We start from the raw sequence: 24127 nt of genomic DNA on the forward strand, positions 1-24127 counted from the left end.
CACCGACGTCCCCTTGTAGGAGTCGGCTTGCCGGCGAAGGGCCCTTGAGCCTTGCGTTGCCTTGGCGGACGTCATCGCTGGCGAGCCAGCTCCTACACCACCGATATTCCCTTGTAGGAGCCGGCTTGCCGGCGATAGGCCCTTGAGCCTTGCATGGCCCTGGCGGACGCCCTCGCTGGCGAGCCAGCTCCTGCAACAGCGGGTGGGGCGGTGTTTCTGTGAAGGGTGTTGGCAGGGAGAGAGCAGATTGCATGCCATGGGCCGAAAAAATCGCTGCAGCCCTTGTAGGGCGTGGTGTACAGCGTTTTTGCCAGGGACGCTTGCAGGCAGGGGCTGCTGATCTGCGAACAGCCGGGTGCTTACCCGTTGCTGCTCCAGCAGCAGGCCGGATGCAATAAAACTGCATATGCATTTAAGGAATATTTAAATATTAATTAATAATTTTTTAGTCTAAATATCTTCGTGCACTATTGAGCCCGCGCTTTTACTGCCAGGAATGCACCATGTCGCTGATCACCCATCCAAACGCTCGCGAGTTGACCAAGTCGGTGCGGGCCACCGTCCTGGTGTTCAAGGACCCGCGCTCCCAGGAATTGCTCAGCCGCATCGAGCGCCTGGCCCCCAGTGAGGCCAACACCTTGATCATTGGCGAAACCGGTACCGGCAAGGAGTTGGTGGCGCGGCATATCCATCACCTCAGTCGGCGCGGGCGCGAACCTTTTGTCGCCGTGAACTGCGGCGCCTTCGCTGAAACCCTGGTGGAAAGCGAGTTGTTCGGCCATGAAAAGGGCGCCTTCACTGGCGCCACCACCCACAAGGCCGGCTGGTTCGAGGCGGCCAATGGCGGCACCTTGTTCCTCGATGAAATCGGCGATTTACCGTTGAACATGCAGGTCAAGTTGCTGCGGGTGTTGCAGGAGCGGGAAGTGGTGCGCCTGGGTTCGCGGACGCCGATCCCGATCAATGTGCGGCTGGTGGCGGCGACCAACGTCAACCTGGCGGATGCCGTGGTGGCCGGGCACTTTCGCGAGGACCTGTTCTACCGCCTGCACGTCGCCACCATTCGCCTGCCGCCCCTGCGCGAGCGGCCGGGGGACATTCTGCCGCTGGCGGAATTCTTTCTGGAGGAACACTGCCAGCGCCTGGGCTACAACCGTGCCTCGCTGAGTATCGAGGCCGAGCGCAAGCTGCTGGAGCACAGTTGGCCCGGCAACATCCGCGAGCTGGAAAACGCCATTCACCACGCCTTGCTGGTGTGCCGCAATCAGCGGGTGGCCCCGGCCGACCTGCACTTGGTGGACATGCGCTCATCCGGCATTCGCCAGGACGAGGCGGCCCATGCCGGCCACGCGTCTGTGGGCGCTGCCCCGGCGGATCTGGAAAGCGCGCTCAACGCGTTGTTCGAACAGAACATCCCCGACCTCTATGAGCACATCGAAGAAACCATCTTTCGTGCGGCGTATCGCTACTGCCACGGCAACCAATTGCAGACCGGGCGCTTGCTGAACATCAGCCGCAACATCGTGCGTGCGCGCCTGGAAAAAATCGGCGAGCTCAATCGCCCAGCCACCGTCGAGTAACGCGAGCCTGACCCTAGCGCCGTGCCCGGGCACGGGCGTTTTTTACCCAAGGTGATTGACGGATGGGCAGGCCTCCTTTATTTTGTGGAACGTTCATTCCAGTACAGGTGATTGCCGTGCGCCCCAAGGAGTTCGACCCCGACCAGATTGCCGACGCCGCGATGCAGGTGTTCTGGCAGCGCGGTTACGCCGCGACCTCGATCCAGGACCTGGTGGAAGGCACCGGCCTGAGCCGCAGCAGCCTGTACAACGCCTTCGACAGCAAGCACGGGTTGTACACCTGCGCCCTCAAGCGCTACCAGGAGCGGAGCAACGCCAACATCGTCCTGCTGGCCCAGGACGCCCCGGCCAAGGAGCTGGTGCGCCAGTTGCTGCTGCGTATCGTCGACGATGAACTCGACGACACCCAGCGCCTGGGGTGCCTGGCGGCCAATGCCGCATTGGAGGTGGCGGGGCAGGACCCGGTGGTGGCCGAGCTTGTGGCGCAGAACTTTCGGCGGGTCGAGGCCGCGCTGGAGCGGCTCTTGCGCCGGGGCCAGGCGGAAGGCGATATCGACCCCGGCAAAAACCCAGCAGCCTTGGCCAGTTTTGTGGTCTGCACCGTCCAGGGTTTGCGCGTGCTCGGCAAAGGCAGCGCCCCTGACGAGCGCCGCGAGCGTTTGTTGAATGTACTTGAGGTTGTGCTGCAAAGTATTTGATTTATAAAACAATAAGCGTCGATACAGACTAAGGTTTGTGCGTCGCTGTGGGAAAAATTTGCCTAGTTATGGAATGATCATTCCAAAAAACAAAGGCCCGTTGCTGGTGCTCATCAAGCCTGGCGAGTGGCCTTTTATCACCCAAGAAAAGGAGGGTTTTCGATGCCTGATTCGAGTTCCATCCCGACCCCCATCCCCAAGGACCGCTTGCCGATCTGGCGTTTGCTGGCGTTCACCGTGGCCGGCTTTATGACCATCATGACCGAGACCATGCCCGCCGGCCTGTTGCCCCAGATCAGCCAGGGTCTGGGTATCTCCCAGGCCATGGCCGGGCAGTTGATCAGCCTGTACGCCCTGGGGTCGGTGGCGGCGGCGATTCCGCTGGTGGCCGCCACTCGCAGTTGGCGCAGAAGGCCGCTGTTATTGCTGGCCATCGCCGGTTTGCTGGTGTTCAACAGCCTGACCGCCGTGTCGACCTCGCTCCCGCTGACCCTGGCCGCACGTTTTGTCGCCGGCATGGCGGCCGGGCTGATCTGGGGCCTGTTGGCCGGCTATGCCCGGCGCATGGTGCCGGAGCATCTGCAAGGCCGGGCCCTGGCGGTGGTCGGCGTGGGCCAACCCCTGGCCCTGTGCCTGGGGGTGCCGCTGGGCGCGTGGTTGGGCAGCTTGATCGAGTGGCGCAGCATCTTCTGGATCATGTCGGCGCTGGCGGCGCTGTTGTTGTTCTGGGTGCGCTTCGGGGTGCCGGATTATGCCGGCCAGGCAGCGGACCAGCGCCAACCGGTAGCGCGAATCTTCCTGACCCGGGGCATTCCTGCGGCGCTGCTGGTGATCTTTGTCTGGATTCTCGCCCACAACATTTTGTACACCTACATCGCGCCGTTCCTGGCCACGGTGGGGCTGGGCGAGCGTCTGGACCTGGTGCTGTTGCTGTTCGGCCTGGCGTCGATTGTCGGCATCTGGTTCACCGGCCTGCTGGTCGACCGCTGGCTGCGGGGGCTGACCCTGTGCAGCCTGGCGGCTTTTGCCTTGGCGGCGCTGGTGCTGGGCATCGGTGCTGGCCAGCCACTGGTGATCTACGTCGGGGTGGCCGCCTGGGGCCTGACTTTCGGTGGCGCGCCGACCCTGCTGCAGACCGCCGTGGCCGACGCTGCGGGTGAGGGCGCGGATGTCGCGCAGTCGATGCTGGTGACCATCTTCAACCTGGCGATTGCCGGCGGCGGCCTGGTGGGCGGCCTGTTGTTGAGCAGTGCCGGCGCCCAGGCCTTCCCCTGGGCCATGGCCGCCCTGGCAATGGTCGGCCTGGCCACGGTGTGGGTCGCCAGCAGCCACGCCTTCAAGCCTGGGCAGCGCCTGGCAAACTGCGGCTGATACGCCACGCTGTTCAGCACTGGGGGCCAGCACCGACGGCTATTGGCCGCGGGCGCCGGCCTTGCTCAGGGCGATGGCGTCGACCAGGCCATCGATGCCCTGCAGCAGTTCGCGGTTGTCGTGGTCCCAGGGGTGGAAACCCGGCTTGAAGAACTGTAACCAGGGCAGGGCGATGTTCGGGAACACGCCGCGCCGGCCGTAGAGGTATTTGACCACCCGCCACAGGCCGCGCAGATGGCCGCCGTGCTTGCGGTCGGCGATCAGCAGGCGCACATGGAAGTCGAACACCACCAGCCAGAACATCAGGCTGGTGAACAGCATGCTTGAGGTGCGGATCAGGTAGCGCTTGGGCCCGGGCTTGAGCACGGCGTTCCAGACGTCGTAGGACACGGCTTTGTGTTCGGTTTCCTCCAGGGCATGCCACCTCCACATCTGCCGGTAGCCGGCCACCGAGTCGCCGAAACGGCTGGGGTCGCGCAGCAGCAGGTCGGCGAGGATCGCGGTGTAGTGCTCCAAGGCCACGGTAATGGCCAGGTTGAAGGCCGGCGGGAAGTGTTTTTTCTGGAACTCGAGGATCGCGCTCAGGCGTCGGTGCAGCAGGTGCGCCGGCAGCCCGGCCGCTTGCAGTAGATCGTTGTAGCGCAGGTGCTCGCGGCTGTGCATGGCCTCCTGGCCGATAAACCCCTGGATCTGTTTTTTCAACTGCGGGTCGTCAACCCGGTCGCGGTAGTGCCGCACGCTGTCCATGAAGAACAGCTCGCCGGCGGGAAACAGCAGGGACAGGGCATTGAAGAAGTGGCTGACGTGGCGGCCTTGTTCGTGCCAGTCGCAGATGCGCTCGGCAGGCAGGTCGGGGCGGATGTCTCGGCGGATGGGCAGCATGGCTGGCGCTCCTCTAAGCAGTCGGTTGCAGGCTCACAGGCCGCGTTCGTTGTTGGCCTGGTACACCGGGGCCTTGTTTTTGTGCGCCCGCAGGCGGCGCGTGGCGAACACCACCAGGGCCTGGTAGACGCTGGGCAGCAGGCGCACGAACAGGTCCAGGGCGTGGGCGTCGCGGCCGATCAGCACCCGGCGCTTGTTCTTGCGCACGCCGTGGAGGATCACCTTGGCCGCTTGTTCGGCGAGGTGATAAAGAGCTTCTCGAAGTCCTCGCGGGCCTGCTGCTCGCTGTCGATCAGCAAGCCTTTGAGGTTGTCGTCGATGCGGCTGGTGCGGGCGATGTCGGTGCGAATGCCGCCGGGGTGAACGCAGGTGGCGGACACGCCGACCCCCAGCAAGTCGAGTTCCTGGCGCAGGGATTCGGTGTAGCCGCGCACGGCGAATTTGGTGGCGTTGTAGGCGCTCATGCCCGGTTGGGAGAACAGCCCGAACACACTGGAGGTGTTGATCACATGGCCGTCGCCGCTCAGCTTGAGGTGCGGCAGGAAGGCTTGGGTGCCGTGCACCACCCCCCAGAAATTCACGTCGACGATCCATTCCAGGTCGGCCAGGCTGGTGCCTTCGACCGTGCTCGACAGGGCCACCCCGGCGTTGTTGAAGACCAGGTTGACCTGACCGTGCTCGCTCGCCGTGGCGGCGGCCCAGTCGAACACCGCCTCGCGGTCGCCGACGTCCAGTTCCCTAGAGGTGATACGCAGCTGCAGCAGGGTGGCGGCCTGGGCCAGCGCCACGGTCTGTTGCAGGCCCTGGAGGTTTTTGTCGGCCAGGGCCAGGTGGCAGCCTTCACGTGCCAGGGCGATGGCCAGGGCCCGGCCCATGCCGGAGGCGGCGCCGGTGATGGCCGCGACTTTTCCGTTAAAGCTGTTCATCGGTGGCGGCCTCGTGCGGGGTCAGGGAGGGCGTTGCAGCGGCAACCGGCGGGGCGTTAACGCTGGAGTTGGAGCGGGCGCCCAGGTAGTCCTGCAAGTCGAAACGTCGGGTCTGGCGGCGAAAGCTCCAGGTGGAGCCGGGCCACAGGGTGGTGTTCTTGCCGCTGCGCGGGTCCAGGTACCAACTGCGGCAGCCGCCGGTGGACCAGATGGCGCCGTCGAGGCGTCGTTGCAACTGGAGGTTGTAGTCGCGCTCGACCCGGGTCTTGACCTCCAGGCTGCCGAGGTCGTGGCGGCGCATCTGTTCCAGGGCCTTGAGGATGTAGTCCACCTGGGCCTCGATCATCAGGATCATCGAGTTGTGCCCCAGGCCGGTGTTGGGGCCGATGATCATGAACAGGTTGGGGAAGCCCGGCAGGCAAGTACCCAGGTAGGCGTGTGCGCCCTGGGCCCAGGCGTCGTGTAGGTCGCGACCGTTACGCCCCAGCAGCAGACCGCGGGGCAGGGGCTCGGTGGCCTGGAAACCGGTGCCGAAGATCAGGCAGTCGGTGGGGTGCCGACGCCCGTCGACGGTGACCACGGCGTCGGCTTCTATGCGCAGGATGGCCTCGCTAACCACCTGCACCTGAGGGCGAGCCAGGGCCGGGTAATAGTCGTTGGAGATCAGGATGCGTTTGCAGCCGATGGTGTAGTCGGGGGTCAGGGTGCGGCGCAAGGCCGGGTCCGGCACTTGCCGATGCAGATGGCGCAGGGCAACCCGTTGCACCAGTTTCATCCATTGCGGCCGGTGGGCGAAGGCAATGACCCGGCTTTCCAGGGCCCAGTAAAGGGCCGAGCGCGCCAGCTTCTGGGTCAGCGGCAGGTGCTTGAACAACCAGCGCTCGACCCGGCTCACCGGCCGGTCGGGTTTGGGCAGAATCCACGGCGGCGTGCGCTGGAACAGGTCGAGGTGGGCCACCTGTTCGGCGATCTGCGGCACGAACTGAATGGCACTGGCGCCAGTGCCGATCACCGCCACGCGTTTGCCTTGCAGGGGGTAATCGTGGTCCCAGTGCTGGGAGTGGAAGCACTTGCCGGTGAAGCGCTCAAGCCCCGGCAGTGCCGGGATGGCCGGGCGCGACAGGCCGCCCATGCCTGACACCAGCACCCGGGCAGACACCTGCCGGCCATGGCTGAAACTCAGTTGCCAGCGTTGGCTGGCTTCATCGAAGCGCGCCTGCTCCAGGCCCATGCCGAAATGCAGGAAGGGCCCGAGGGCAAAACGCTGTGCGCAGTCTTCCAGGTAGGCACGGATTTCCGCCTGGGGCGCGAACTGGCGGCTCCAGTTCGGGTTGGGCGCAAAGGAAAACGAATACACGTGGGACTGCACATCGCAGGCGCAGCCCGGGTAATGGTTGTCGCGCCAGGTGCCGCCGAGGGCGTCGGCCTGTTCCGCGACGAAAAAATCCTGGAGCCCGGCCTGCTTGAGCTGGATGGCCATGCACAGCCCGGCGAAACCGGCGCCGATGATGGCGATGTCGATGCTGTCCTGCGGTCCGGGCGGCGAGTACGCATTCATGGTGTGTACCTCGATTGGGGGTGACGCGGGTGGATGACGTTGGTCAGTGAGTGAATATTCAGGATTGCACAATTTAAAAATATGTTTTAAAAAATTATTTAAATAAATTACCTGAAACAGTCATCCACGCCAGCACTCAGTGCCACCCAAGGCCCGCAAGACGACGAACGGGGCTCGCGGCACACCGGCAGGACGGCTCGTCGCAACCGGGATCAATCCCGATCCGGGAAGGTGGCGCAGGGATGGGGAGGGCCGCGATATGCAATGGCTGGTGGTGATAGGAGGGTTGCTGGTGGGCTCGCTGGCCCTGGGGTTAGTGAGTTTTCGCCTGACCCGGCGGATTGAACAGGCGGTGCCGATCAACGGCCGCTTTATCGAGGTGGGCGGCGAGCGCATCCACTATGTGGATGAAGGCAAGGGCCCGGCCCTGGTGATGATTCACGGGTTGATGGGCAGCAGCCGCAACCTGACCCACTCCCTGGCGCCCGCGCTGCGCGAGCAGTTCCGGGTGATTACCCTGGACCGTCCGGGCTCCGGTTATTCCACCCGGGCTCGGGGCGCTGCCGCTGACTTGCCGGCCCAGGCCCGCTTGATCGCCCAGTTGATCCGCACCCTGGACCTGGGCCAGCCGCTGGTGCTCGGGCACTCCCTGGGCGGCGCGGTGGCCTTGACCCTGGCGGTGGAGCACCCGCAGTCGCTGTCCGGCCTGGTGCTGGTGGCGCCGCTGACCCATCCCCAGCGCATGCTGCCCCTGGTGTTTCTGTCATTGGCGGTGCGCCCCGGCTTTTTAAGGCGCTGGGTGGCCCTGACCCTGGCTACGCCCCTGGGCATGCTCAGCCGGCACCAGGCGGTCCGGCAGGTGTTCGCCCCGGACCCGCCACCAGCGGATTTTGCCGAGCGTGGCGGCGGGCTGCTGGGCATGCGTCCGAACAACTTTTATGCGGCCTCCACAGAGATCGCCCTGGTCAATCGCACCTTGCCCGACCTGGTCAAGCACTACCCCGGCCTCAAGCTGCCGGTGGGGTTGATCTATGGCGCCGAGGATCGAGTGCTCGACTACCGCAAGCATGGGCAGGCCATGGCCGGCAAGGTGCCGGGACTGATCCTGGAGGTGCTGGCAGGGCGCGGGCACATGTTGCCGATTACCGCCGTGGATCCGGTGGTGGCAATGGTGCAGCGCATCGCCACCGAGGCTCGACCGCAACCCAGTGCGACCCTGTTGTACCCGCCGTTCGCGGCGTCCAAGGCCTGCTAGGGCGGCCTGCAACGGCCGCTTCATGGCCGTTGCCGATGGCCCTGGCACACCCGGCAACACCCAGCAAAACCGCTTCATCGGTGACATTCAAAACCCCAAGAAAAATAGTTGACGAGCTAACGAAAGCGAGCTATTTATTTAAAAAAATGTTTTGAATGTTTTTTTTGAAAGTGCAATTGAGCGATTAAAATAATGAAAATAACGCCTTTTGACTTACCTGCTTGTTCTGCTGTTTCTGACCCTGCCCACCGCCTCGAAGCGCTGGCCGGCACCGTGATTTTGCGGAGGCTGCCATGAGCGTTTCTGTGGCAGTACCCAGCACCTGGGCCGACGGCAAGCGCCATCTGTGGTGGCTCGGCACCCTCCCCATGATTACCCCGATTCTCGCCGGGCTGTTCGCCCTCAGCGTTGGCATTCCGGCGCTCTGGTGGAGCGGGGTGGTGGTGATCTTCGGGCTGATCCCGCTGATTGACGGCCTGCTCGGCGAAGACACCAGCAACCCACCGGAAACTGTGGTGCCCGACCTGGAAAAACAGACCTATTACCGCTGGATCGTCTACAGCTGTGCGGTGCTGGCCTGTGTGTCCATGGTGGTCACTGCGTGGATGGCGGTCAGTGGCGTTGACTGGCTGATCGGTGGCGGCCTGCTGCGACTGGTCGAACAAGGCTCCCTGCACGGCAGCCTGGCTCAAGTGGCCGTGTTCTTTACCGAACAGGCGCAGCATCACGGCCAGGTCGGCCCCTTCACTTACCTGGGCATGGCCATGTCCACCGGCGCGGCCACCGGCATCGCCATCAACATCGCCCACGAGCTGGGGCACAAACCACGGCCGCTGGAGCAATTCCTCGCCAAGCTGGCCCTGGCGCCCACCTTCTACGGGCACTTCTTTGTCGAGCACAACCGTGGGCACCACGTGCGCGTGGCCACCCCGGAAGACCCCGCCAGTTCGCGCCTGGGGGAGAGCTTCTGGCGTTTCCTGCCGCGTTCCACCTGGTTCAGCCTGCGCTCGGCCTGGCACCTGGAGCGCGAGCGCCTGCACAAACTCGGCCTGCCGACCCTGCATTGGAAGAACAGCGTGCTCGGCGCCTGGATGTTCAGTGTGGTGCTGTGGGGCGCGCTGATTCTCTGGCTGGGGGTGGCGGTGATTCCCTTCCTGCTGATCCAGGGCATCTACGGTTTCTCCCTGCTGGAGGTGGTGAACTACGTCGAGCACTACGGCCTGTTGCGCCAGAAGCTGCCCAATGGCCGTTATGAACGCTGCTCGCCGCGCCACTCCTGGAACAGCAACCGGATCGTCACCAACATCTTCCTGTTCCAGCTGCAGCGTCACTCCGATCACCACGCTTACCCGACCCGCAGCTACCAGGCCCTGCGCCATTTCGACGAGTCGCCACAACTGCCTTATGGCTACGCCAGCATGATCGTCTGGGCCTACGTGCCGTTCCTCTGGCGGCGGCTGATGGACCATCGGGTGCTGGCGCATTACGCCGGTGATGTGCGCCTGGCCAATCTGCAACCTTCGCAGCGCGCCGCTTTGCTCAAGCGTTACGGCGCCGGCGACGGCCACTGAAACAACACTGGTTTCCAGGCACGACGGCCACGGCCGGTTGACCCACAACAACAATAAGCACCTGCAAGGAAGTCAACGATGTCCATTTCCAGTAAGTTCGCGGTAGTGCTCACCGCCGCCCTGATTGGCGGCCTGGCGGCTGACTTCGCCCAGGCTGCGACGATCGAACCGGCCAACACCGAGTTCACCGCCAAGGGCCCGATCAGCTTTGCCAAAAGCATCATCAACGTCGACTGCACCATCGAGCTCAGCGGCAAGGTCAGCCCCGACGGCAGCTTTGCCAGCGTCGACAAGGTGGGCTTCAGCGGCGGCTTCAAATGCGGCCAGGTCGAAGCTACCCATCTGCCCTGGAAGCTGGTGGCCACCAACGAAAGCAGCGGCGCCATGTCGGGCATCCAGGTCACGGTGAACGCGCCCCTGGTGGGGGGCGATTGCGGGCCGACGACTGCCGAGGGCAGTTGGAACAACAGCACCGGCAAGCTGCAGGCGTCCCAGGTCGCCCTGGCGGGTGGCTGCACCATCAAGACCGTATCGATCCAGATGCCGCCGAGCTTTCGCGTGGTGCCCTGATCTGACGTCACTTTTTCCATGGAGGGAAGCCGATGCAACGTCGTATCCGCGGTGACGGGACGCTGATGCCCGGGCGCTCTCCAGCCCTGAATTCAGTCGAGCTGGAGCACCGATGAGGTCATCGATTCGCTGGCAAGGCTGATAACCCCCTGGCAACTGTCGGTTGCCGAATCTTGAGGAAAACAACAATGCAAAGCATCAAGACTTTCGCTTCTGTAGCTTCCTTCGCCCTCTGCCTCGGCGCGGCCTCCCTGGCCAACGCCGCGACCATTGCCCCGGCCGGCACCGCGTTTTCGGCACCGGGCACCATTTCGGTGTCGTCGCCGGCGTCGTTCGGCGTTCCGGTCAATTGCAACATCACCTTTACCGGCACCGTCGCCGCCGATGGCAGCAACGCCTCGATCACCGGTGCCACGGTCAGCGGCAGCAACGCCCTGTGCGGTGTGCCGGTGTTGCAGAACCTGCCCTGGACCCTGACCGCCACCAGCGCCACCACCGGTACGGTGTCGGGGGTCAGTTTCAAGATCGTTTCCAATTGCAGCAGCACCCCGACCACCATCAATGCGTCCTGGAGCAACTCGGCCAACACCCTGAGTGTGCCGTCCGCGCAGACCGTGGGCAGTTGCAAAATTACCGCGCTGAGCGTCAAGCCCAGCCCGGCCTTCACCGTTACACCCTGATCGTGTTGTGAATTCAGCCTGTTGATCACGTGCTGAAAAACAGGCGTCCCGGCAGGGGCGCCTGTTGCAGAACGACCGTTCGGTGGTCACCGAACGGCCCCGATAATAATAAGGAGTGGGGCATGAACAATAAGAAACAACCCATACCCGCGTTGCTCGGCATGGTTTTGATCGGTGGTTTGATCGGCTCGGGATCGGTGCAGGCGGGCGGCTTTTCCACGCCCACTTATGGTGCCCCGGGCTGGGGCCGCGCGTTTGGCGGCGGCTCGCTGTTCAAGAATGACCCCAGCGCCGCGTACAACAACCCCGCGGCCATGGCCTTTGTCGACCAGAACGTGGCGCAGATGACCGTGGATTACGCGCGCATCAAGCTCAAGTACAAAGGCACGGCCACCGATTACCAGGGCAACCCGGCTTCGCAGACGCCGATCGGCCCCGACGGTTTGCCCAGCGGGCCGGCCACTCAACTCAACGGTGATGGCGGCGAGGGTGGCTTCACCGCCTGGCTGCCCACCGGCTTCCTGGTGATGCCGATCAATGATCGCTTTGCCTTCGGCCTCAGCCAGGTGGTGCCCCAGGGCATGCGCAGTACCTGGGATCAGGACTGGAAGGGGCGTGACTTTGCCGTCGATACCAAAATTGAAACCGTCGGCATGACCGGTTCACTGTCGTTCAAAGTCAATGACCAGTTCGCCATCGGTGGCGGGGTGATCATCCAGAACAGCAAGGGCTTCGTCAGCCAGAACCTCAACCTGACCGGTGCGGCGGGCATGTCGGTGCTGCCCGGTGCCCCTTCGGGATACGGCGCCAACCTGATGCGGGTCAAGGTGGATAACACCTCGGTCGGCTGGTTCACCGGGATCGCCTGGAAACCCACCGAGCGCGACACCCTGGGCCTGAGCTACCACGCCAAGATCAAGAACAAGATGGAGGGCAAGTACAACATCTACGCCGACGCCCTGGGCCGCAGCATGATGACCCAGCAGGTCGGGCCCAACGGCGAGACCCTGGTGGAGCTGGCGTACCCGGGCCTGAAGCTGTTTCCGGACGGCGCCAACGCCACCACCCAGCTGGACATTCCTGCCACCGCCGGCCTGGACTGGGTGCATGTGTTCAATGACCGTTTCACCCTGGGGGTCAGCGCTACCTGGACCCAGTGGTCGTCGTTCAAGGACCTGACCCTCAAGTCCGACGGCAACACCATTGTCGCCATCCCTTACAACTACAAGGATTCGATGATGTATTCGGTGGGCGGCGACTATCGCTTCACCGACAACCTGACCCTGCGTGCCGGCCTGGCCCTGGACAAGACCCCGACCCGCGACTCCACCCGTGACCCGCGGATCCCGGACAACGATCGGCTGTTCACCTCCATCGGCTTTGGTTACGACCTGCGCGCAGTGCCTGGCCTGACCATCGATGGCGCCTACTCGCGGCAGTTCGTCAAGGAAGCCAAGTTGAAAACCCAGAACCAGGACCGTCTCGGCGGCTCCAGCCTGGATGGCAAGGTCGATGCGAAGGGCGAGGTGGTCAGCCTCTCGGCGACCTATCACTTCTGACCCCGCGGGCATCGGCCTGGCGGTGGTGCAGGGTGCCTGCATTGCCGTCCGGCAGCCGGTGCGTCGGGCGAGGAAAAAGGAACAAGGCAGGGCAAAAAATTTTTGCCCTGCAATTAAATAAATATTTGAAAATAATATTTGAAACATTCGTTCAGGCTTGTAGGGTGGTGATCGAGGACCGGCATGATGCCCAGGGTCCCGGTGCTGATCTTCGGCGTCACAAGAGAGGTATTGCATGATGCTTTGGTTATTGATGGGACTCGCGGCGGCCCTGGTGCTGGCGTATCGGCAGGCCCCGGCGGCCTTGTGGCTTGGCGTGGGCCTGGGCTGGACGGCCCTGGGGCATGTGTTTGGCCTGTTGGGCCCGGTGGGGCTGGCCCTCGCGGCGGTGCTGGTGCTGTTGCCGGCGACGCTGCTGAGTATCAAGCCCCTGCGCCGGGCCTTGCTCAGCGCCCGGGCCCTGGCGCTGTTCCGGCAGATCATGCCGGCCATGTCCGACACAGAGCGGGCGGCCATCGAGTCCGGCAGCGTGTGGTGGGACGCCGAGCTGTTCAGCGGCACGCCACGCTGGTCGCGCTTGTTGCAGGCCGCGCCGGCCAGCCTCAGCGCCGAGGAGCAAGCCTTTCTCGAGCAGGAGGTGGAGCAGCTCTGCGACATGGCCAACGACTGGGAAACCACGCAGATCTGGCAGGACCTGTCGCCCAAGGCCTGGCAATTCACCAAGGACGCCGGTTTCCTGGGGATGATCATTCCCAAGCAATACGGCGGCAAAGGTTTCTCTCATTACGCCCACTCCCAAGTGGTGATGAAGCTGTCCACCCGCTGCTCGGCGGCGGCGATCTCGGTGATGGTCCCCAACTCCCTGGGCCCGGCCGAGTTGCTGCTGCACTACGGCACCGAAGCCCAGCGCGAGCATTACCTGCCGCGCCTGGCCCGGGGCGAGGACATTCCCTGTTTCGCCCTGACCAGCCCTTATGCCGGTTCCGACGCCGGGGCCATTCCCGATGTCGGGGTGGTCTGCAAGGGGCTGCATGAAGGCCGTGAAGTCTTGGGTTTCAGCGTCACCTGGGATAAGCGCTACATCACCTTGGGCCCTATTGCCACGGTGCTGGGCCTGGCCTTTCGCGCCGAGGATCCGTACGGCCTGCTGGGCGGTAACAAGGGCAGCCTGGGCATTACCTGCGCGTTGATCCCCACCAGCCATCCTGGGGTTCAGAGCGGGCGCCGGCACTGGCCGTTGAACGCGGTGTTCCAGAACGGCCCGACCACCGGCAAGGACGTGTTCATCCCCCTGGAATGGGTGATTGGCGGCGCCGAGCAGGTGGGCAATGGCTGGCGCATGCTGATGGAATGCCTGGCGGCCGGGCGGGCGATTTCCCTGCCGTCGGCCAACGTCGGCCTGGGCAAGGTCGCGGTGCGGGGCACCAGTGCCTACGCGGCGATGCGCAAGCAGTTCGGCCTGCCCATCGGCAAGTTCGAAGGCGTGCAGGCCCCCCTGGCGCGCATGGCCGGGCACCTTTACACCTGCGATGCGGTGCGCAAGGTTTCGGTGGCGTCCCTGGATGCCGGGGAAAAACCCTCGGTGATTTCGGCCATCGCCAAGTACCACGTCACCGAACGGGCCCGGGCCATCGTCAATGACGGCATGGACATCGTTGCCGGCAAGGGCATCTGCATGGGGCCCAACAACTTCCTGGCCCGGGCCTACCAGCAGAGCCCGATCGCCATCACCGTGGAAGGCGCGAACATCATGACCCGCTGCCTGATCATCTACGGCCAGGGGCTGATCCGTTGCCATCCTTATGTGTTCCGCGAAATGGAAGCCGCCCGGGACACTGGCCGCAAAGGCCTGGAGGCGTTCGACAGGGCCATGTTCGGCCATATCAGCTTCTTCCTGGCCAACAGCGTGCGCGCCACGGTGCACGGGCTGACCGGCGGCCGCCTGCTCAAGGCCCCGGCCAATACCGACAAGGCCCTGGCCCCTTACTACCGCCAGATCAATCGGCTGTCGGTGGTGCTGGCCCTGGTTTCGGACGTGTCCATGGGGGTATTGGGCGGAGCCCTCAAGCGCAAGGAAAGCATCACCGGGCGCCTGGGGGACATCCTGTCCCAGTTGTACATCCTGTCGTGCGTGCTCAAGCGTTTCGAGGATGACGGCCGGCCTCAGGCCGACTTGCCCCTGGTCCACTGGTCGGCCCAGGACGCCTTGCTGCGGGCCCACGAGGCCTTGGCCGAAGTGCTCGACAACTACCCCTCGACGCTCGCCGCGCGGGTCCTTCGCGGCCTCAGCTTTCCACTGGGTATCGCCTTGCGCAAACCTTCCGACCGGTTGCTGGCCGAGGTCGCCGACCTGGTGCAGACCCCGGGCGCCAGCCGCGACCGGTTGTTGGGGGATTCCTACATCCCGCAGCCGCACATCGACAAGCTGGCCTACGGCGAACTGGCGTTCGGCCTGCAGCCCCAAGTGGAGCTGATCGAAGCCCGGCTCAAACCGGCGATCAAGCAGGGCCTGCTGGCAGCGTTGCCGATCTCCGGCACGGCCTTTGCGGCCTGGCGTACCCAGGCCCTGGAACAGCAGTTGATCAGCCACGAAGAGGACCAGTTGCTGGGGCGTTACGTCGAATACGCCGATCACGCGATCCAGGTCGACGACTTTCCCCAGGACTTCGGGCTGCTGGAGGCCCTGCAACAACGTCAGGCCCACATCGAGCAGGCGGGCAAAAACAGCGGCCGGCGGCGTGCCACCCATTCGGCGGACACCGCCGTGGCCAGCGATCCGGCCTATTGACCTCAGTGTGTTTGCCATCGGGAACTGTCTATGTCTGACGCTTATCTTGCCTTCGTCAATTCCCCCTGGGGCCGTCGCCTGGCCCAGGGGGTCGGCTTGCCCCAACCCTTGCCCCTGCAACGTGGCGGGCAGGGCGCCCTGGTCAATCCGGTGATTTTCGGGGCCGCGCCCCAGGGCCGGCTGCTGGGGGAACTGCAACGCATCTTCGCCGCCACCGACACGGTGGCGGCCCAACCGGCGAGCATCGAGGCGCCGTCCACGGTCAAGGCCCAGGGCTTGGTGTTTGACGCCACGGGCCTGGCGGACATTGCCCAACTGGATGAGCTGTACCGGTTTTTCCACGCCAATGTGCGGCGCTTGGGCCAACACAGTCGGGTGCTGGTCTTGGGCACCGCGCCCGAACACTGCCCGGCCTTGGCCCAGGCGGTGGTGCAGCGGGCCCTGGAAGGGTTTGTGCGTTCCCTGGGCAAGGAGCTGCGGCGGGCCATCACCGTGCAGCTGATTTACGTCGAGCCCGGTGCCGAGACCGAGCTGGACAGCAGCCTGCGCTTCTTTCTGTCGCCCCGTTCGGCCTACGTCTCGGGCCAGGTGGTGCGCATCGCTGAATCGGTGGATGTGCCTAAAGACCTGCGCTGGCAGCAGCCGCTGATGGGGCGCCGAGCCCTGGTCACCGGCGCCTGCCGGGGCATCGGCCTGGCAATTGCCCAGGTCCTGGCCCGGGACGGCGCCCAGGTGGTGTGCCTGGATATTCCGCAGAACGCCCAGGCCCTGGAGCAGGCCGCCGCCTCTGTGGGCGGCAGTGCCTTCAGCCTGGACATCACCGCGGCCGACGCCGGGCAACGGTTGCTGGCGTTCGTTGGTGAGCACGGCGCCTTCGATATCGTGGTGCACAACGCCGGCATCACCCAAGACAAGACCTTGGCGAAAATGAGCGAAGCCGCTTGGCGCCAGGTCATGGCGGTCAACCTGGAAGCGCCGTTGCTGCTGAGTCAGGCGCTGCTGGAGGGCCAGGGCCTGAACCCGGGGGGGCGGATTGTCTGCGTCTCGTCGATTTCCGGGATTGCCGGCAACCTCGGGCAAAGCAACTACGCCACGTCCAAGGCCGGGGTCATCGGCTTGGTGCAGAGCCTCGCGCCCTTGGCGGCGCGCCAGCAGATCACGGTCAACGGCGTGGCCCCGGGCTTTATCGAGACCCAGATGACCGCGAAGATCCCGCTGATGATTCGTGAGGCCGGGCGCCGCATGAATTCCTTGTCCCAGGGCGGGCAGGCGGTGGACGTTGCACACACCATCGCCTGGCTGGCCCACCCGGCCTCCGGTGGCATCAACGGGCAGGTGGTCCGCGTCTGCGGGCAAAGCCTGCTGGGAGCCTGAACCATGACTGCCGATGCTTCGATTCGCATCATCGAGCCGCCACCGTCCCGTGGCCAATTGCTCTACGACGGTATTCGCAGCCTGCGCAAGCCCGCGCTGGACGCACCGCCCACGCTGCCGACGGAGCGCCTGGTGCGCCCGGCGGTGGAATTGCAGGCCGGGGAGATCGCCCGTTACGCCCAGGCTTGCGGTTTTCGCCGGGAGCACGGGGTGCCGCTGGCCTTTCCCCATGTCTTGGCGTTCCCCCTGCACCTGTTGCTGCTCACCCGGCGCAGCTTTCCCTATCCGGCCAGCGGCATGGTCCATTTGGCCAATCGCATCCGCCAGTACCAACGCTTGGAAGAGGGCCAGGCCCTGCGCCTGGAAGTGTGCGCCGAACGTTGGCTGGCCCACCCCAAGGGCCAGGCCCTGTCGATTGCCACCCGGGCCCACAGCGGCGGCGGCCTGGTCTGGGAAAGCGCCAGCCTGTATTTGCGCCGTGGCGTGAGCCAGCCCATCGGTGAGCCGTGGCAAGGCTCGCTGCCGATGGACGAGCAGACGTTGGTGCGCACGCAGCGCTGGAGCCTGGGCGGCGATCTGGGGCGACGTTTTGCCCACGTCAGTGGCGACTTCAACCCGATCCACACCTCGTGGCTCGGTGCGCGCCTGTTCGGTTTTCGCCGGCCCATCGCCCACGGCATGTGGACCCTGGGCCGGGCCCTGGCGGCCCAGCAACCGCCCCATCCCTTGGCGGCGGCCGAGCTGGACTGCGAGTTCAAACTGCCGATTTTCCTGCCGGCAGCCGTGACCTTGTGGAACCGCTTGCCCGACGGCCCGCGCCATGAATTTGAAGTGCGCAACCACACAGGGGACCAACCCCATATGCGCGGCTTATTGATCTGGGGAGCTCGCTGATGACCGAGTACAGCTTCAATCCGGCGCCGGTGCGTCGGGTGGCGATCCTGGGCGGCAACCGGATTCCGTTTGCCCGTTCCAATACCCAATACGCCCATGACAGCAACCAGGACCTGCTGGTGGCGGCGCTGCAAGGCCTGGTGGACCGTTTCGGCCTGTCGGGCCAGCGCCTGGGGGAGTTTGCCGCGGGGGCGGTGATCAAGCATTCCCGGGATTTCAACCTGGCCCGGGAAAGCCTGCTGTCCACCACCCTGTCGCCGCAGACCCCAGCCTACGATGTGCAGCAGGCTTGCGGCACCGGGCTTGAGGCGGCGCTGCTGGTGGCCAACAAGATCGCCCTGGGGCAGATCGACGTCGGGATTGCCGGCGGGGCCGATACCACCTCCGACGCGCCCATCGGCATCAACGAGGGCCTGCGTCGCGCCTTGCTCCAGGCCAACCGCGCCAAGGGCACCGGCAACAAGCTGCGCAGCCTGCTCAAGGTGCGCCCGGGGATGTTGTTCAAACCCCTGTTGCCGCGCAATGGCGAACCGCGCACTGGCCTGTCCATGGGCGAGCACTGCGAAGCCATGGCCCAGCGCTGGCAGATCAAGCGCCTGGCCCAGGACGAGTTGGCCCTCAATAGCCATCGTCGCCTGGACGCGGCTTACCGGCGCGGGTTTTTCGACGACCTGATCAGCCCCTATCGCGGCCTCAGTCGCGACAACAATCTGCGCGCCGATGCCAGCCTGGAAAAACTCGCTGGCCTGGGCCCGGCCTACGACCGCCAGCACGGCACCCTGACCGCCGGCAATTCGACGCCGCTCACCGATGGTGCCTCGGTGGTGCTGCTGGCCAGCGAAGAGTGGGCAGCGGCCCACCAGTTGCCGGTGCTGGCGTACCTGCGCACCGGAGAAACCGCCGCGGTGAACTTTGTCGATGGCAGCGAAGGGCTGTTGATGGCCCCGGCCTATGCGGTGCCACGGATGCTCGCCCGGGAAGGCCTGGGCCTCAAGGATTTTGATTTCTACGAGATCCACGAAGCCTTTGCCGCCCAGGTGCTGTGCACCCTCAAGGCCTGGGAAGACCCCGACTACTGCCGCGAGCGCCTGGGCCTGGAGGGCGCGCTGGGCAGCCTCGACCGCGACAAACTCAACGTCAACGGCGGCTCCCTGGGCTGTGGGCACCCGTTTGCTGCCACCGGTGGGCGTTTGCTCGCAAGCCTGGCCAAGGCGATCCATGAGCGTGGCGGCGGGCGTGGGCTGATTTCAGTCTGTGCAGCCGGCGGGCTGGGCATCACCGCCATTGTCGAAAAATAAAAACCACAAGGAGACTGCCATGAGTGTCGTGAGCCTGCACCCCGCCGAGCGCATCTGGCTGAAGGCCTACCGGGCCGGCGTGCCCACGGATATTGAAGCCGATATCGACCGTTATCCGTCGCTGCGCGAGGTGTTTCTCGAACACGTGGACAAGTACCGCCAGCGCGTGGCTTACGTCAGCATTGGCACCGAGATGGGCTACGACCAGTGGCAGAGCCGGGCCTTCGCGTTCGCGGCCTGGCTGCAATCCAAAGGGGTGAAGAAGGGCGATCGGGTGGCGTTGATGATGCCCAACTGCCTGCAATACCCAATCTGCCTGTTCGGCACCCTGTTGATCGGCGCGGTGGTGGTCAACGTCAACCCGCTGTACACCGCCCACGAACTGCGGCACCTGCTCAAGGACAGCGGCGCGCAGACCGTGGTGATCTTCGAGAACTTCGCCCACGCCCTGGAACAGGCACTGCCCGGCAGCGCCCTGAAGAACATCGTGGTGGCGGCCATTGGTGACCTGCTGGGGCCCTTCAAGGGCGCGGCGCTGAATTTTGTGCTGCGCCATGTGCAGAAACAGGTGCCGCGTTTCAAACTGCCTGGGGCCATTCGCTTTCCGGCGATGCTCAAGCAGGCCGGGGTGCTGGAGTACCGCCAGGTCGAGTTGAAACACGACGACATCGCCTTCCTGCAATACACCGGCGGCACCACCGGCGACGCCAAGGGCGCCATGCTCACTCACCGCAACATCCTCGCCAACCTGATGCAGGCCAAGGCCTGGGTCGGCGATCAACTGGACGAGAACCGGCAGGAAACCAACGTCACCTTGCTGCCGCTGTACCACGTGCTGTCGCTGACGGTGAACTGCCTGATGTTTATGTGCCTGGGCGGACGCAACATCCTGATCGCCAACCCCCGGGACGTGAAGCGGGTGCAGATGATCCTGCGCAAGGAAAAATTCAGCGGCATCGTCGGGGTCAACACCCTGTTCAACGGCTTGCTGGAGAACGAGGCGTTTCGTAACCGGGATTTTTCCGACCTGAAACTGGCCATCGCTGGCGGCATGGCCACCCACACGGCGGTGGCCCGACGCTGGAAGGAGGTGACCGGGTTGCCGATCGTCGAGGGTTATGGCCTGACTGAATGCTCACCGGTGGTGAGCATCAGCCCGATCGACATTTCCCGCCTGCGGGACACGGACTTCACTGGCACCATCGGTGTGCCGCTGCCTTCGACCTGGGTGCGCTTTGTGCGTGAGGACGGCGAGCTGGCCGAGTTGGGGGAGGAAGGGGAGTTGCAGGTGCGCGGGCCTCAGGTGATGAAGGGCTACTGGCAGCGGCCGGATGAGACGGCACAAGTGCTGGACCGCCACGGTTGGCTCTCCACCGGGGATATTGGGGTCATGAACGAACAGGGTTTCATTCGCTTGGTGGACCGCAAGAAAGACATGATCCTGGTCTCGGGTTTCAACGTGTACCCGAACGAGATCGAAGATGTGGTGGCCTTGCACCCTGGCGTGGCCGAAGTGGCGGCGATTGGCGTGGAAGATGGGGTCAGCGGCGAGAAAGTGAAGATTTTCGTGGTGCGCAAAGACCCCTCGCTGACCCAGGAGCAACTGCTGGCCCACTGCCGTGAATACCTCACGGGCTACAAGGTGCCGCGCTACGTGGAATTCCGCAGCGAAGAGCTGCCCAAGACCACCGTGGGCAAGGTCCTGCGCCGCGCCCTGCGCTGAACCGATGCCGCCGCCGGCCCGTGCCGGCGGCGTGTTGCGGTCACTCGGGGCGTTTCACCACCAGGGTCAGGATGTCGTAGCTGGCCACCAGTTCGCCCAATTGGTTGCTGACTTCCACGTCCCAGGCCACCACGCCCTGGGGAACCCCTTGTGGGCTCTTTTTGCCCTGGTCGATCTTGCGCTTGCAGGTCAGGCGCGCCTGGATGGTGTCGCCGATGCCCACCGGGTTGATAAAGCGCAGGGTGTCCAGGCCGTAGTTGGCCAGCACTGGGCCTGGCGCCGGGGAGACGAACAGCCCGGCCGCTGCCGACAGCACAAAGTAACCGTGAGCGATGCGCTTGCCGAATTGCGATTCTTTGGCGGCAATCTCGTCGAAGTGCATGTAGAAGTGGTCGCCGGACAGGCAGCCGAAGTTCACCAGGTCTGCCTCGGTCACGGTGCGCCGATGGGTCAGCAGGGACTCGCCGATCTGCAGGTCCTGGAAGTGCCGACGGAACGGGTGGACCTCGGTTTCAATCACCTGGGCGCCGCGTACGTATTCCCCGGTCACCGCCGCCAGCATGCTTGGCGAGCCCTGGACCGCGGCCCGTTGCAGGTAGTGCTTGACCGCCCGCAGGCCGCCCAGCTCTTCGCCGCCGCCGGCGCGGCCCGGGCCGCCGTGTTTCAGTTGCGGCAGGGGCGAGCCGTGGCCGGTGGATTCGGCGGCGCACTCGCGGTCCAGCACCAGCAAGCGCCCGTGCCAGGCCGCCGCTTGCGGGATGGCGCGGGCGGCAATCCGTGGGTCCTTGGTCACCAGGCTCGCCACCAGGCTGCCTTTGCCGCGGGCGGCCAGGGCCAGGGCTTCGTCCAGGTCGCCGTAAGCCATCAGGGTGCTGACCGGGCCAAACGCCTCGATGTCGTGGGCACCGCCCTCGGCATGGGGATCACGGGCGAGGAGCAGGGTCGGGGCGAAGAAGGCGCCCTGGTCGACATGCTCACCACGGGGTTCGAAACCGTCCCGCGCCCCCAGCAGCAAGTCACTGCTGTGCAGCAGGCTTTCCAGGCGCTCGGCAACGTCGCGCTGTTGCTCGTGGGACGCCAGGGGGCCCATGCGCACGCCTTCAATCGATGGGTCGCCCACCACCACCTTGGCCAGGCGCGCACGCAGGCGTTCGGCCACGGTGTCGATGTGCTGGGCGGGGACGATGGCGCGGCGGATCGCGGTGCATTTCTGCCCGGCCTTGACCGTCATTTCCCGGGCCACTTCCTTGATGAACAGCTCGAACTCTTCGTCGTCCGGGGTCACGTCCGGGGCCAGGATCGCGCAGTTCAGCGAATCGGCCTCGGCGTTGAACGGCACCGAGTTGCGGATCAGGTTGGGGTTGACCCGCAGTTTGGCGGCGGTGTCGGCGGAGCCGGTAAAGGTCACCACGTCCTGGCCTTGCAGGCGATCCAGCAGGTCGCCGGTGCTGCCGATCACCAGTTGCAGGCTGCCGGCCGGCAGCAGGCCCGACTCATCCATCAGGCGCACCACGGCTTCGGTCAGGTAGCTGGTGGCGCTGGCCGGCTTGACGATGCACGGCATGCCAGCGAGGAAGCTGGGGGCGAACTTTTCCAACATGCCCCAGATCGGGAAGTTGAAGGCGTTGATGTGCACCGCCAGGCCGCCCCGGGGCACCAGGATATGGGTGCCGGCGAAGCTGCCGGCTTTGCTCAGGGGCAGTGCCGGGCCTTCGTGGACGATATTGCCCGACGGCAATTCCCGGGAGCCCAGGCTGGCGTAGGTGAACAGGGTGCTGTTGCCGCCTTCGATGTCGATCCAACTGTCAGCCCGGGTCGCGCCGCTGTGGTGGGACAGGGCGTAGAGCTGTTCCTTGCGTTCGCTCAGGTACAGGGCCAGGGCCTTGAGGCGCTGGGCCCGTTGCTGGAAGTCCAGGGCCATCAGCGCTGCGACGCCCTGGCGCCGGCCATGCTCGACGGCTTCGGCGAAGTCCGGGCGCTCTTCGTGGGTGCGGGCCAATGCATGGCCGTCAATGGCGCTGCGCAGGACCTGGGCACCGTGTTGGCCGATCCAGCGGCCGGCGATAAAGCTTTGCAGGGTAGGGGCTTGGGTCATCGGGGTACTCCGGAAAATAAGGGCGCGCCGCCCGACAGGCGACGCCGGTCGAGGGTTACCAAAGGGCCAGGGTGTAGCCGAGGATCAGGCGGTTTTCGTCGATCGCGGTGTTCAAGCCGTTGCCGGAACGGAAGGTCAGGTTGCGCCAGCGGATGCTCACGTCCTTGAACACGCCGCTCTGGATCACGTAGGTGATGTCGGTGTCGCGTTCCCGTTCGCGGCCGTTGTCCACGGTGCCGGCCTTGACGTGGCGGCCGTCGGTGTAGCGGGTCATGAAGGTCAGGCCGGGAACGCCCTGGGCGGCGAAGTCGTAGTCGTAACGCAGTTGCCAGGAGTCTTCGTCGGTGCGGGTGTAGGTGTTGTAGGTCACCAGGTTGACCACGTACGGGTCGCCGCCGTTGAGGAATGGAAAGGCGCTGTCGCCTGACAGTTGTTGCCAGGTGGCGCTGACTTTGTGGGCGCCGTGGGCCAGGGTGAACAGGCTGTTGAAGTTGCGGTTGTCGATGCGCCCGGCACGTTCGGCGCCGTCGCCCCGGCTGTCGAAGTAGCGCAGGTCGCTGCGCAGACTGAAGCCGTTGCCCAGGGGCTGGGTGTGCACCAGGCCGACAAATTGTTGGCGATAGATCTGGTCGAGCTTGCCGTAGTAGTAGCTCAGGCTCAGTTGCGGGGTGAAGGCGTAGCTGCCACCGGCGAAGTCGAAGTGATCGCTGCGGGCGGCGCCGTAGCCGATGTCGTCATTGCTGGAGGAGTCCCGCAGGTTGGCCTCGGTCAGGCGCCCGGCGTTCACGGTCAGGCCGCTGATGTCCTGGCTGGTCAGCAGGCCGCCCTGGAAGGTCGAGCCCAGCAGGCGGGTGTCGTTGTAGGTGGCCACCGGCAGCAGGGGTTGCAGGGTGCCGAGCTTGAGCACGCTCTTGCCGAGGCGGACTTTGCCGGTCAGGCCCAGTTCGCTGAATTCGTCCGCCGGCTCATGGCTGTTTGGGCCGTAGGGCAGCAGGCCGGTGCCGCGCCGGTCCGGGCTGGAGTCGAGCTTGAGGCCCAGTTCGCCGAGGGCGTCCAGGCCGAAGCCCAGGGTGCCTTCGGTGAAGCCGGAAGTGAGGCGGGCGGTAAAGCCCTGGGCCCATTCTTCGGCCTTGGACTGGGGGGCGTTGTCCTGGCGAAAATCGCGATTGAGGTAGTGGTTGCGCAGTTCCAGGCGCGCGCTGCTGTCGCTGATGAAGTCGGCCTGGGCACTGCCGGCCAGCAACGGCAGGCCGGAGGCGGTGAGCAGCGAAAGCAGTGTTTTACAGGTGGTCGGGTTCATTGTTG

At 64.9% G+C, this 24127-nt stretch carries 17 protein-coding genes and 1 pseudogene; 13 read left to right on the plus strand and 5 right to left on the minus strand.

Annotation, left to right across the window (positions count from 1 at the left end):
• Positions 1 to 503: 503 nt before the first annotated feature.
• From M1B34_RS29945 to M1B34_RS29955, 3 genes are all read left to right on the plus strand, one after another.
• On the plus strand, positions 504 to 1580 hold the full coding sequence (locus M1B34_RS29945; protein ID WP_268261456.1) for a sigma-54 interaction domain-containing protein: 1077 nt from the start codon (positions 504 to 506) through the stop codon (positions 1578 to 1580).
• Between the two features lie 116 nt (positions 1581 to 1696).
• Positions 1697 to 2278: a TetR/AcrR family transcriptional regulator gene (locus M1B34_RS29950; protein WP_268267012.1), complete on the plus strand. Its 582-nt coding sequence runs from the start codon at positions 1697 to 1699 to the stop codon at positions 2276 to 2278.
• A 162-nt stretch (positions 2279 to 2440) separates the two neighbouring features.
• Positions 2441 to 3649 (plus strand): MFS transporter, encoded by a 1209-nt coding sequence (locus tag M1B34_RS29955; protein WP_268267013.1) that lies wholly within the window; start codon positions 2441 to 2443, stop codon positions 3647 to 3649.
• Positions 3650 to 3688: 39 nt separating this feature from the next.
• Here the strand turns inward: M1B34_RS29955 and M1B34_RS29960 are convergent, their stop codons facing one another.
• From M1B34_RS29960 to M1B34_RS29970, 3 genes and pseudogenes are all read right to left on the minus strand, one after another.
• Complete coding sequence (locus M1B34_RS29960) at positions 3689 to 4531, minus strand: metal-dependent hydrolase (protein ID WP_123332797.1); 843 nt, start codon at positions 4529 to 4531, stop codon at positions 3689 to 3691.
• 33 nt (positions 4532 to 4564) lie between these two features.
• Positions 4565 to 5457 (minus strand): annotated as a pseudogene (locus M1B34_RS29965) (SDR family NAD(P)-dependent oxidoreductase).
• Positions 5444 to 7015, minus strand: a complete 1572-nt coding sequence (locus tag M1B34_RS29970) for a flavin-containing monooxygenase (protein ID WP_268267014.1) — start codon at positions 7013 to 7015, stop codon at positions 5444 to 5446. The pseudogene M1B34_RS29965 and the gene M1B34_RS29970 overlap by 14 nt, the downstream one beginning before the upstream one ends.
• A gap of 259 nt (positions 7016 to 7274) precedes the next feature.
• Between M1B34_RS29970 and M1B34_RS29975 the strand changes: the two genes are divergently transcribed.
• The 10 genes from M1B34_RS29975 to M1B34_RS30020 all read left to right on the plus strand — a co-directional run bounded on the left by M1B34_RS29975 (position 7275) and on the right by M1B34_RS30020 (position 20727).
• The gene (locus tag M1B34_RS29975) at positions 7275 to 8270 is read left to right on the plus strand and encodes an alpha/beta fold hydrolase (protein WP_268267015.1); all 996 of its coding nucleotides are present in this window, start codon (positions 7275 to 7277) and stop codon (positions 8268 to 8270) included.
• Between the two features lie 293 nt (positions 8271 to 8563).
• A complete protein-coding gene (locus M1B34_RS29980; RefSeq protein ID WP_268267016.1) occupies positions 8564 to 9841 on the plus strand; it encodes an alkane 1-monooxygenase in 1278 nt (425 codons plus the stop codon).
• Positions 9842 to 9919: 78 nt separating this feature from the next.
• The gene (gene praA / locus M1B34_RS29985) at positions 9920 to 10411 is read left to right on the plus strand and encodes an alkane oxidation protein activator PraA (RefSeq protein WP_268267017.1); all 492 of its coding nucleotides are present in this window, start codon (positions 9920 to 9922) and stop codon (positions 10409 to 10411) included.
• Positions 10412 to 10599: 188 nt separating this feature from the next.
• On the plus strand, positions 10600 to 11091 hold the full coding sequence (gene praB, locus M1B34_RS29990; protein WP_123332808.1) for an alkane oxidation protein activator PraB: 492 nt from the start codon (positions 10600 to 10602) through the stop codon (positions 11089 to 11091).
• 122 nt (positions 11092 to 11213) lie between these two features.
• Complete coding sequence (locus tag M1B34_RS29995) at positions 11214 to 12650, plus strand: outer membrane protein transport protein (protein WP_268267018.1); 1437 nt, start codon at positions 11214 to 11216, stop codon at positions 12648 to 12650.
• A gap of 235 nt (positions 12651 to 12885) precedes the next feature.
• Positions 12886 to 15438, plus strand: a complete 2553-nt coding sequence (locus M1B34_RS30000) for an acyl-CoA dehydrogenase (RefSeq protein ID WP_268267019.1) — start codon at positions 12886 to 12888, stop codon at positions 15436 to 15438.
• A 30-nt stretch (positions 15439 to 15468) separates the two neighbouring features.
• A complete protein-coding gene (locus tag M1B34_RS30005) occupies positions 15469 to 16812 on the plus strand; it encodes a 3-oxoacyl-ACP reductase (protein WP_268267020.1) in 1344 nt (447 codons plus the stop codon).
• A gap of 3 nt (positions 16813 to 16815) precedes the next feature.
• The gene (locus M1B34_RS30010; protein WP_268267021.1) at positions 16816 to 17706 is read left to right on the plus strand and encodes a MaoC family dehydratase; all 891 of its coding nucleotides are present in this window, start codon (positions 16816 to 16818) and stop codon (positions 17704 to 17706) included.
• A complete protein-coding gene (locus M1B34_RS30015; protein WP_268261464.1) occupies positions 17706 to 19004 on the plus strand; it encodes an acetyl-CoA C-acetyltransferase in 1299 nt (432 codons plus the stop codon). The genes M1B34_RS30010 and M1B34_RS30015 overlap by 1 nt, the downstream gene beginning before the upstream one ends.
• Before the next feature lie 19 nt (positions 19005 to 19023).
• A complete protein-coding gene (locus tag M1B34_RS30020; RefSeq protein ID WP_268267022.1) occupies positions 19024 to 20727 on the plus strand; it encodes an AMP-binding protein in 1704 nt (567 codons plus the stop codon).
• Between the two features lie 40 nt (positions 20728 to 20767).
• Here the strand turns inward: M1B34_RS30020 and paaZ are convergent, their stop codons facing one another.
• Together paaZ and M1B34_RS30030 are read right to left on the minus strand one after the other, a co-directional pair.
• Positions 20768 to 22822 carry a phenylacetic acid degradation bifunctional protein PaaZ gene (gene paaZ / locus M1B34_RS30025; RefSeq protein ID WP_268267023.1) on the minus strand — a complete coding sequence of 685 codons (2055 nt, stop codon included), beginning with the start codon at positions 22820 to 22822 and terminating at the stop codon, positions 20768 to 20770.
• Between the two features lie 55 nt (positions 22823 to 22877).
• Positions 22878 to 24122 (minus strand): OprD family porin, encoded by a 1245-nt coding sequence (locus M1B34_RS30030; RefSeq protein WP_123332826.1) that lies wholly within the window; start codon positions 24120 to 24122, stop codon positions 22878 to 22880.
• Between the last annotated feature and the right edge of the window lie 5 nt (positions 24123 to 24127).

The organism is Pseudomonas morbosilactucae (genome assembly GCF_023241715.1).
Lineage (GTDB): Bacteria > Pseudomonadota > Gammaproteobacteria > Pseudomonadales > Pseudomonadaceae > Aquipseudomonas > Aquipseudomonas morbosilactucae.